The sequence below is a fragment of the Marinobacter sp. genome (assembly GCF_046484525.1).
In the GTDB taxonomy this organism is placed as follows: Bacteria; Pseudomonadota; Gammaproteobacteria; order Pseudomonadales; family Oleiphilaceae; genus Marinobacter.
Map to the genome: position 1 here is coordinate 80,287 of NZ_JAWOIS010000012.1, position 10,255 is coordinate 90,541.

Consider the following 10,255-nt stretch of genomic DNA (forward strand, 5'->3'; position numbering starts at 1 on the left):
GGCGGTTTCCGCCACTAAACAGTTACGGGAAATCGGGTCAGCCGCCGCCGATGGCATGTACCACTTCGACGCGGTCGCCGGGGTTCAGGGTGAATTCCGGGTGCTGGCTGCGGGGCACGATATCCTCGTTGACTTCCACAGCCAGCCGCTTGCCAGTCAGAGCCAGGGATTCAATCAGGGCGGAGACGGTCGCGCCGTCGGGGAGTTCCATCGCATCGCCGTTTACTTCTACCTGCATGTCGCTGTCAAACCTCGCATTGATTCAGCCTTGGTGCCGGAGGCCTGCGGTAATCAGCAACCCCCAGCCAATCGTGAAGCATACACCACCCAGCGGGGTCACCGGGCCCAGCCAGTGATAGCCGGCGAACACCAGCAGGTACAGGCTGCCACTGAACATCAGGATGCCCGCCAGGTAAAACCCGGCCGCAATTCCCAGCAAACGCCGGGACAGGCCGAAACCCGCCAGTACGGCAACCAGCACCAATGCCAGGGCATGGTACATCTGGTAAGTCACGGCTGTCTGGAACACCTCCAGGGCCCGATCACTCACCATCCCGCGCAGGCCATGGGCGCCGAACGCTCCGGCCATGACCGCCAGCAGAGCGAACAGGGCTCCGGCAATCATCGGCCAGCGCAACACCGGGCCCGTCGTTTGGGATGCGTCAGCAGTCACAGTGGATTTTCTCTCCGGTGTCCAGGTTCATCACTGTCAGCACACCGCCCCAGACACACCCGGTGTCCAGGCCGATGAACCGGTCACTTCCGGTATTACCTTCCAGCGCGGCCCAGTGACCGAATATGACACGGACATTGTCCTGCCTCGGGAACCGGAACCAGGGCGCAAAGCCTTCGGGGGCATTGCCCGCGGACTCCTTGGTCGCCAGCTCCAGGGTGCCGTCCTCGGCGACAAAACGCATCCGGGTGAAATAGTTGGTGATCATCCGCCAGCGGTCCATACCGGTCAGACCGGGATCCCAACGCTCGGGTTCATTGCCGTACATGTGGGTAAAGTAATACTCCGCCTGATCGCTGCGGATCACTGCCTCGACTTCCCGAGCATAGCTGACTGCGCCCTCCACACTCCAGATGTGGGGAATCCCGGCATGAGCCATGACGAAATTGCGTTTCTGGTCGTAAACACAGAAATTCTGCTGACGCAGCCACTGCAGCAAACGGTCACAGTCGGGGGCGTCCAGGATATCGTGGAGGGTGTCCTTGCGTTTCGGCGCATGACCGCCAAGGGCCACCGCCAGCAGATGCAGGTCGTGGTTACCCAGGACCACCACCGCGCTGTCGCCCAGGCTCTCGATATACCGCAGGGTCTCGAGTGAGGACGGCCCACGGTTGATCAGATCACCGGCCACCCACAGACGGTCGCGGGAGGGTGAGAAGTCCACCTTGACCAGTACATCCCGCAAACGTTCATAGCAGCCCTGGATATCACCGATGGCATAGTCAGTCATTACTTACCTCATCGCCGGTTCCGGATTTCTGGTCAACGAGAAAGTCGGCAATGTGTACGTAGTCCGCCAGGCTGAGGTTTTCCGGGCGCAGACCATCATCAATGCCCAGGCTCTGCAGTTGCCCGGCGCTGATCATGCCACCGAGGGCCTTGCGCAGGGTCTTGCGCCGGGCGCTGAATGCCGTGCGGACCACCGCCTGCAGGGTCGACAGGTCCCTGGCTGGATGCGGCAGCGTTTCGTGGGGCACCAGGCGAACAATGGCGGAATCGACTTTCGGTGCCGGCTTGAAGGCTCCAGGGCCCACCTCGAACAGCGGCTGCACCTTGCAGAAGTACTGGGCCATGATGCCCAGCCGGCCGTAGTTGTTGTCTCCGGGTACCGCCGCCAGCCGCTGCACCACTTCCTTCTGCAACATGAAGTGCATGTCCTGCACCACGCCGGCCTGGCCGAGCAGGTGGAAAATCAGCGGCGTGGAAATATTGTACGGCAGGTTGCCGATGATCCGCAGGGGCCGGTCCTCCACCAGCTGGCTGAAGTCGAATTTCAGCGCGTCCGCCTCGTGGATTCGGAATTCCGGATAATTGAAAAACTTGGTACGCAACACCGGGATCAGGTCCCGGTCCAGCTCCACCACCTGCAGGCGGGGGTTGATCGCCAGGATTTCCTCGGTCAGGGCGCCCAGCCCGGGGCCGATCTCGACGATGGCGTCCTCAGGCTTGGGGTTGATGGCACGCACGATGCGCTCGATCACGCCCGGATCATGCAGGAAATTCTGTCCAAAACGTTTTCTGGCCTGATGGCCGCCTTTCTGACTCACGACTCGCTCTCTTGTTTGGCCGCCTTCCGGCACCGTGCCATGTGTTCACCCACGCGGATCGCGGTGCGCAGGCTACCGGCATCAGCCTTGCCGGTTCCCGCCAGATCCAGGGCAGTGCCATGGTCGACCGAGGTGCGAACAATGGGCAGTCCCAGGGTAATATTCACCGCCCGGCCGAAGCCCTGGAACTTGAGTACCGGCAAACCCTGGTCATGGTACATGGCCAGCACCGCATCAGCGGCGTCCAGCCAGTGCGGTGTGAACAGGGTGTCCGCCGGCAGCGGGCCCGTCAGTTTGATGCCCTCACCCCGCAATTTATCGAGGGTGGGCTCAATCACCTCGATCTCCTCCCGGCCCAGGTGGCCACCCTCCCCTGCGTGGGGGTTGAGCCCCGCCACCAGAATCCGCGGTTCGGAAATGCCGAAGAAGGTCTTGAGGTCCGCATCCAGGATGCGGGTCACCTGGCTCAGCCGTTCGGGCGTGATGGCATCGGCCACATCCCGGAGCGGCAGGTGGGTGGTGACCAGCGCCACCCGCAATTCGTCGGTGGCGAGCATCATCACCACCCGCTCCACGCCACACAGTTCCTGCAGGAACTCGGTATGGCCGCTGAAGGCGATGCCGGCCTCGTTGATCACGCCCTTGTGCACCGGCGCGGTGACCATACCATCCACCTCACCGTCCAGGCAGGCGCGGGCAGCAATCTCCAACGTATTCAGGACATAGCGACTGTTGGCGGGGTCGGTCTTGCCGGCGGTCAGGTTCTGGCAGCCCTCCACCGGCCACACCGACAGGTGCCCCGGTTCCATCCGGGGCAGTGTTCCCGGCTGCCAGGCATGGAGTTCCACCTCGAGACCCAGCATCCGAGCGCGCTCGGCCAACAGCGCTTCGCTGGCGACCACCACGATACCGGCCCCGCGTGGCTCCAGAGCCAGCTGAAGGCATAGTTCGGGACCGATGCCGGCGGGTTCACCCGCAGTCAGTGCCAGGATCACCGGCTTACTCATGACGACGTGCCTGCCTCCGCATCGGCCTGGCTTTCATCCGCGTATTCGCCCTTGAACTCGATAAAGGCCTCGTCCCGGATTTCCCGGAGCCAGTTCTGTAATTCGGTCTCGAATTTGCGGCGATAGATGGCCTGGCGAGCATCGGATTCCCGGGCCTCACCGGTCACATCCTTCTCCCGGCGCTCCTGTACCTGCAGGATGTGCCAGCCGAACCGGGAACGGAACGGCCCCTTGAGCTCAGCAAGGTCGGCCTCGAGCATCGCCTGCTCGAACGCCGGTACCATCTGCCCCCGGCTCACCCAGCCCAGGTTGCCACCATCGGAGCCGGACACCGGATCATCCGAGTATTCTTTGGCCATTTCGGCGAAATCGGCACCGTCCTGAAGTTGCTGGTACAGATCACGGATCCTGGCCTCGGCATCGGCATCGGTAAGCGCTTCGGATGGCCGCACCAGGATGTGGCGTACTTTGTGCTGGCGAACCAGTTGCTTCTGGTCGCCACCGCGCTTGTCCATGACCATGACCAAGTGGAAACCGCTGTTATTCTCCAGCACCGGCGACGGCTCGCCGGGCGCCAGCCCCGGTACCACAGGGGCGACCAATGAAGGCAGCTGGTTCTCGGCCCGCCACCCCATGTCACCACCTTCCAGCGCGTTACTGGCGTCCGACTCCGCGACGGCCATTTCCCGGAAGTCCCGGCCATCAACAATCTGCTGGCGCAGATTCTGCGCTTTGGTGCGGGCCGCCTCGACCGAAGCCTCACTGGTCGGGTCATTCACTTCGATGAAAATATAGGCAAGCCGATACTCGGCTGTATTGCCGCCCTGGGCCTCCAGGGTCTGCAGGTAGTTTTCCACCTCCCGGTCAGTCACCCGCACCCGGTTACCCACCTGTCGCTGCTGGACCCGACTGGTGAGCATCTCGCTGCGGATCTGCTCCCGGGCCTGGCGGTAACCCACGCCTTCCGACGCCAACTGCTGCTCGAACTCGGCCCGACTCATGTTGTTCTGCCTGGCGATGTTGTCCATGGTCTCGTTCAACTCGTTGTCGCTGATGCGCATGCCCATCTTTTCGGCCATCTGCAACTGGATGGACTCGGTGATCAGCTGCTCCAGCACCCGCTGCTCCAGCACATCCCGGGGTGGCAGGCCGGTACCCTGGGCCTGCAGACGGCTGACGATGGTATTGATCCGGGCTTCCAGCTCGGTCTGCAGGATCACGCCGTCATCGACGATGGCGACAACCTGATCCAGCAGTTTGCGCTCGGCCTGGGCCGACACGGAGAGCGCCAGCATCAGGAACATCAAAAAGGTTGTCACACCCTGGCGAAAGGTCGCCTTCATAATCACCTCGTATCAAAAATGGTGTACACCGCTGGCCTGCGGTCTTGCCCGGGCCAAGGCTCAGGGAGTTCCAAAACGCCGACGCTCCCTTTCATCAAACCCGTATATCGCCTCGGAAATCCGGGCCGAGGAACCGCCACTGCCACCCAGGCCCTTGAGCTGGATCTGGAACAGGAGGCGGGTATCCAGTTGCTGGTCGTCGGTCAGATAGTTCTGATGCACCACCTGGATGCTCCAGCAACAATTGTTGTATTCCAGTCCGGCAAGCGATCCCACTGTCCGGTCCAGGTCGGAATCGTAAACCCACCGGCCGATCAGGCTAACACGGTCTGTGACCGGAGCAACCGCAGCAATATCCGACTGTTCCAGTTCGTCCTTATTGTAGGTATGCCCGAGGCTGACCAGGTAACGGTAATCTTCCGAGTGGAAGGTCAACTGGCTGCGACCCTCTTCGGTCTCGCCGGTATCCGGATCCCACAGGCCGGAGGAACTGATTTCCAGGGTATCCAGCGGGCTCAGCACCAGCTCCCCGGCCAGTGGCGAACGGCTCCGGGTGCTGCCGCCGGCACCAAACAGGGTCACCTCCCGGTCCTCAAAGTACTGCACCTGGCCAATGCTGACCCTCGCCCTTTCCGCCCCGGTAACCAGGTCATTGAAACGGCTGGTCAGGGCCACGGTCAACTGGTTGGTGTCGCCCACCCGGTCGCCGCCGCTGAAACGGTCCGGCTCGAACAGCTGGTCGAACTGGAAACTCTTGATCGATGTATCGAAATCCGGGATGTCATTCTGATCCTCGTCGGCATCTGCCCAGGCGTAATACAGCCGTGGTTCGAGGCTCTGGTTATACGGCAGGCCGAAGAGCTCCGAGCGGCGATCAAAATAAAGACCATTATCCCATTCAGCCACCGGAACGGTGCGATCAAAACTACCATCGCCAAGGCTGTAATCTTCGAGTTCGTACCGGGTGTAATCCGCACTCACGGAAGGGCGACTGAAGCCCCAGAGCGAACGCAACGGCACCGCCAGCTCCGGCACGGCGCGGAATCGCTGTCCGTTGGCCCGATCGAGGCCGGTCAGGTTGTCGTTGTCACGGTAGAACCAGGTGTACTGGCTCTCCAGTCCGGCCTCCAGCCAGCCGGCCTTGGCCATTCCGCCATACAGCACTTCCGGCAGCTGGGCGTAGGGTTTGTCCGCATCCGCGATAAATTCGCTGGTAGTCTGGTAATCGTTCAGGTAGGCCTCGAAGTACTGGTTGGCACTGCGATAACGCACGCCGCCCCGACGACGGAGATGGGTAGCCTGGTTGATTTCCAGGCTGCGGTTGAGGTCAGTGAGGTAGTCATTGTCGCTGACCACTGAATAATCCCCGTAGCCGGTCCAGCCCTGACCAAACCTGGCCCGTGTCGTGGCATCCAGGGCCCAGCGTTCACCGCTCTCTCCGGGGTTTTCTTCCGTGAAGGCCGAGTCGTTGTCGATGTACCCCACCTGCAGCATGCTCTCGCCAAAACTGCTCAGGTACCGCCCTTCGGCCTCGTTGAACAGACCCCGGCCATGGATGTACTGGGGCGTCAGCGTGGCATCGTAGTGGGGCGCGAGGTTCAGGTAATAGGGCACTGCCAGGAATGCACCGCTGCCGGCACTGGAGGATCCAAATTGCGGGTAGAGAAAACCGGTCTTGCGGCGGTCATCGATGGGGAAGCTGGCCCAGGGCCAGTAGAACACCGGGACATCCAGCACTTCCAGGCGAACATGCCTGGCGGTACCGAAACCCTCGGCCCGGTCCAGCCTGATGTCCGAGGCCACGATCGCCCAGTCATTCTGCGAGGGGCCACAGGTGGTCAGCAGGCCATCGCGGATCCGCACCTGGTTTTCGGAGATCCGGGACAGGCTGCCGGCACTGCCCCGCAGTTCCGGACCGTGCAACAGGAAGGTCGCAGTGTTGATGTCGAAGCGGCCACTTTCAAGGCTGTAATCGGCGGACTTACCCGTCAGCAGAAAGCCATTGCCACGGCTCACCAGTGGGCCGCTGACCGAAACCGATCCCGCCTGCTGGTCGTAATGGGCCTCCGAGCCGGTGACCTCGAAGGCCCCCTGGCGAATCGAGACATTACCCTTCAGGAAAAGTTTCCGGTCAATCTCGTAGCGAGCGCTCAGGCCACTGGCTTCCAGAGGCTCGCCGGCATCCGCGCCTGGGCCAGAGAATGCGGACCCCATACCTTTTGTGCCCGAGGGAAGATAACCTCCGTCACAGAACACCGGCAACCGGTTCCGTACCCCGGCGGGCAGCTCGGCCCGGGGACGCCAGTCGATCTCCGCAGCCGACGGCGATGCGCTGCCCTGAGCCGCGGGCGGTGACGCCAGGACCAATCCCGACAGGGTAGCCAGGGCTGAGCAGGAAATCCGACGGATCCGGCCAGACAACCGGTGGACCGGTCGCTTCGGACAGCAGATGGCGGGTTGCACGGTGGCAGGATTCCTGTTCCGGAAAGTGGATTTGGGGCCTGAATTCGAACCGCCTAGTTTACACGGGCCCTTGCAGCTTGTTAACGGAAACTCCGCTGTAAAACCGTTTTACCCCCTTTATACTCCTCTGCTAACTTTCGAAATCAATGCCAACAAATATGTCGGGACAGCCAACTACCCCTATGGACACGCGCCAGCAGTCACTGACCCGTTGGGTCAGGCAGTTTTCCGGTTTCGAGCATTCCGAGGCGGAGCCCGTCTCCGGGGATGCCAGCTTCCGCCGTTATTTCCGGGTATGGCGCCGGCAGCGGAACGGCGAGCAGACTCCGTTCATTGTCATGGATGCGCCCCCCGAACATGAAGATTGCGTTCCGTTCCTGGCCATTGCCCGGCACTGGCACCGTCACGGCGTGGCGGTGCCGGCCATTGAAGCGGAGGATCTCAAGCAGGGCTTCCTGCTCCTGGAGGACTTTGGCGACCAGCTGATGCTGACCGGACTGACCGAAGACAACGCAGAGGCACGCTACCGGGAAGCCCTGAATGAGCTGGTGGCGATCCAACAACTGCCTTCACCCCCGGACTACCCGTTACCACCCTACGATGCCGCGCTCCTGGACCGGGAGATGGCCCTGTTCCCGGACTGGCTGCTCGAGCGCCACCTGGGCATGACACTGGATAACGGGGCCCGATGCCTGCTCGACACCACTTTTGCCTTCCTCCGGGAAAGCGCACTGGCCCAGCCGGAAGTGACGGCACATCGGGACTATCACTCCCGGAACCTCCTGATCCGCCCGGGAACCGGCCGGCCGGGTGTGATTGATTTCCAGGACGCCGTCCGCGGCCCGGTCACCTACGATGCGGTTTCCCTGCTCAAGGACTGTTACGTGTCCTGGCCGGAAGAACGCCTGAACCGGTGGCTGGAATCCTTCCGACAGGCCACCCTGGAGAAGGGACTGCACCACGCCGACCCGGACACCTTCCGGCAATGGTTCGAGCTGATGGGCATGCAGCGGCACCTGAAGGCGGCGGGCATCTTTGCCCGTCTGGCCATCCGTGACGGCAAGGATGGCTACCTGGGCGACATCCCCCGTACTGTCAACTACCTTATCCGCGCCAGCGCCCGGCAGCCGGCCCTGCGCCATTTCCATGACTGGCTGGCGAATACGGTCATGCCGCTGATCGAAGAGAAAATCGGCCCGGCACCGGCATTGGAGGATACCCCGCTGTGAAAGCGATGATCCTGGCCGCCGGCAAGGGTGAACGCATGCGGCCGCTGACCCTGACCACACCCAAGCCCCTGCTCAGCGCAGGCGGCAAGCCTCTGATCGTGCATCACCTGGAGCACCTGCGGCGAGCCGGTTTCCGGGAAGTGGTGATCAACCATGCCTGGCTGGGCGACCAGATCGAGCACACCCTTGGCACCGGTGAGCGCTTCGGGCTGTCCCTGGAATACTCCCGCGAGGGCGAACCATTGGAAACCGCCGGTGGCATTATCCGGGCCCTGCCCCTGCTCACAGCCTCCGGTTCGGACTGGTTCCTGGTCATCAATGGCGATATCTGGACCGACTTTCCCCTTGCCGTGCTGGAACCGGACCCGGACCGGGATGCGGTGCTGGTCGTCACCGATAACCGTCCTCACCATCCCGAAGGCGATTTTCACCTGATGGCGTCCGGTGAACTGGCCAGTGACGGCCCCCGCAAACTGACCTTCACCGGCATCAGCCTGCTGAATAGCCGCTTGTTTGCCGGCCTCGACGATAACGCCGGGAAACTGGGGCCAATTCTGCGCCGCGCGATGGCCCGGGGCCGGGTTGCCGGGCGTTACCACGGCGGCGGCTGGATCGATGTGGGAACGCCGGAGCGCCTTCGGGAGCTGGACCGCCGGCTGTCCGCACACGAGGCCTGACGCACCATGACAAAAAGCACCGGCAGCTCGACATTCCCCTCCCACCTCCAGGCCGAGTTCACCAGCCTGCTCCGGGAGCTGTCCGCCTGCGGACACCAGGCTGCCACCTTTGTTGAGCGGGTGCAGCTGCCAGGATGGTGCCGTCGCCCGCTGTTCTATTTTCTCGGCTATATCGCCCGGTCAGATGGCCGGGTCACCGAGGCTGACATCACCTATGCCGAGGGACTGATCCGGGCCCTGCACCTGTCCGGACGTCAGCGCACGCGGGCGATCGAGTGGTTTCAGGATGGCAAGAAAGCGGAAGACCTGCCTCCATTGAAAGGGCTGTCCTTGCGCCTCACCCGACGACTCTGGCCCGCCCCGGCGCTGACAGTCGCCATCTGCCTGTGCCATGCGGCGCAGATCCAGGGCCCGCCGGGAAAGCCCCGACGTTACCGTTGTGAAGACGCCATCGACCAGATCGGCTTGCCGGTGGGCGTCGGCGACCACATCATGGAGAGTTACGCCAGCAAGGTCTGGGTGCGCGCAGCGGACATGCCTGCCCGCCCGGAAACCTATGACCAGGCCTGCCACTTACTGGGCGTGACCCGCCGGGACTCCCTGGCCCTGATCAAGCGGGCCTATCGACGCAAGGTTTCGGAATGCCACCCGGACAAACTGGCTCAGAAGGGACTGTCACCCCGCGAGCTGGCCTTTGCCAAGGAGCAGTTGTTGCGTTACCAGCAAGCCTGGGAGCTGATCAAGCAACGGAACCACTCGGCTTGAAGCCATGGCCGACCCGACTGCGCACAGGTGCGAATCCTTCGGCGGCGAAAACACCGGCCCAAACTGGTAAACTGGCCAGCGATTGAACGGCGCGGCCGGAACCGGGCCTTCCGGATTCCGTACCGACCTGAACTGCCATCGAACACCACTGAGAGAGACATCATGAATCCGTACCTGATTGCCCCATCCATCCTCTCCGCCGATTTTGCCCGCCTGGGCGAGGAAGTCGACAATGTCCTGGCCGCTGGCGCCGACGTTGTCCACTTCGATGTGATGGACAATCACTACGTGCCGAACCTGACCATCGGCCCCATGGTGTGCGAGGCACTGCGCAAGCACGGCGTTACTGCTCCCATCGATGTGCACCTGATGGTGTCCCCTGTGGATGACCTGATTCGCATGTTCATTGATGCCGGCGCCAGTTACATCACCTTCCACCCGGAGGCGTCCAACCACATCGACCGTTCCCTGCAACTGATCCGGGACGGCGG

At 62.6% G+C, this 10,255-nt stretch carries 11 protein-coding genes; 4 read left to right on the forward strand and 7 right to left on the reverse strand.

Annotation, left to right across the window (positions count from 1 at the left end):
* Window positions 1–37: 37 nt before the first annotated feature.
* The 7 genes from thiS to R6W86_RS02615 are packed head-to-tail and all read right to left on the reverse strand — an operon-like array spanning window position 38 to window position 7,015.
* Window positions 38–238 carry a sulfur carrier protein ThiS gene (gene thiS / locus R6W86_RS02585; RefSeq protein WP_410327836.1) on the reverse strand — a complete coding sequence of 67 codons (201 nt, stop codon included), beginning with the start codon at window positions 236–238 and terminating at the stop codon, window positions 38–40.
* A 24-nt stretch (window positions 239–262) separates the two neighbouring features.
* Window positions 263–625 carry a DUF423 domain-containing protein gene (locus R6W86_RS02590; RefSeq protein ID WP_410327846.1) on the reverse strand — a complete coding sequence of 121 codons (363 nt, stop codon included), beginning with the start codon at window positions 623–625 and terminating at the stop codon, window positions 263–265.
* A 37-nt stretch (window positions 626–662) separates the two neighbouring features.
* The gene (locus R6W86_RS02595; protein WP_410327837.1) at window positions 663–1,463 is read right to left on the reverse strand and encodes a symmetrical bis(5'-nucleosyl)-tetraphosphatase; all 801 of its coding nucleotides are present in this window, start codon (window positions 1,461–1,463) and stop codon (window positions 663–665) included.
* Complete coding sequence (gene rsmA / locus R6W86_RS02600; RefSeq protein WP_410327838.1) at window positions 1,456–2,280, reverse strand: 16S rRNA (adenine(1518)-N(6)/adenine(1519)-N(6))-dimethyltransferase RsmA; 825 nt, start codon at window positions 2,278–2,280, stop codon at window positions 1,456–1,458. The genes R6W86_RS02595 and rsmA overlap by 8 nt, the downstream gene beginning before the upstream one ends.
* Window positions 2,277–3,287 carry a 4-hydroxythreonine-4-phosphate dehydrogenase PdxA gene (pdxA, locus tag R6W86_RS02605; RefSeq protein ID WP_410327839.1) on the reverse strand — a complete coding sequence of 337 codons (1,011 nt, stop codon included), beginning with the start codon at window positions 3,285–3,287 and terminating at the stop codon, window positions 2,277–2,279. The genes rsmA and pdxA overlap by 4 nt, the downstream gene beginning before the upstream one ends.
* Window positions 3,284–4,630, reverse strand: a complete 1,347-nt coding sequence (locus R6W86_RS02610; RefSeq protein ID WP_410327840.1) for a peptidylprolyl isomerase — start codon at window positions 4,628–4,630, stop codon at window positions 3,284–3,286. The genes pdxA and R6W86_RS02610 overlap by 4 nt, the downstream gene beginning before the upstream one ends.
* A 60-nt stretch (window positions 4,631–4,690) precedes the next feature.
* The gene (locus R6W86_RS02615; protein ID WP_410327847.1) at window positions 4,691–7,015 is read right to left on the reverse strand and encodes an LPS-assembly protein LptD; all 2,325 of its coding nucleotides are present in this window, start codon (window positions 7,013–7,015) and stop codon (window positions 4,691–4,693) included.
* 260 nt (window positions 7,016–7,275) lie between these two features.
* On the opposite strand from R6W86_RS02615, the gene R6W86_RS02620 reads away from it, so the two are divergent.
* From R6W86_RS02620 to R6W86_RS02635, 4 genes are all read left to right on the forward strand, one after another.
* Window positions 7,276–8,322: an aminoglycoside phosphotransferase family protein gene (locus tag R6W86_RS02620; RefSeq protein WP_410327841.1), complete on the forward strand. Its 1,047-nt coding sequence runs from the start codon at window positions 7,276–7,278 to the stop codon at window positions 8,320–8,322.
* Entirely contained in the window at window positions 8,319–8,999 is a 681-nt protein-coding gene (gene murU, locus R6W86_RS02625; protein WP_410327842.1) for an N-acetylmuramate alpha-1-phosphate uridylyltransferase MurU, read from the forward strand. Before R6W86_RS02620 ends, murU begins: the two co-directional genes overlap by 4 nt.
* A gap of 6 nt (window positions 9,000–9,005) precedes the next feature.
* On the forward strand, window positions 9,006–9,764 hold the full coding sequence (locus R6W86_RS02630; RefSeq protein ID WP_410327843.1) for a molecular chaperone DjlA: 759 nt from the start codon (window positions 9,006–9,008) through the stop codon (window positions 9,762–9,764).
* A gap of 162 nt (window positions 9,765–9,926) precedes the next feature.
* The coding region (locus R6W86_RS02635) for a ribulose-phosphate 3-epimerase (RefSeq protein ID WP_410327844.1) at window positions 9,927–10,255 on the forward strand (329 nt) is incomplete at its 3' end.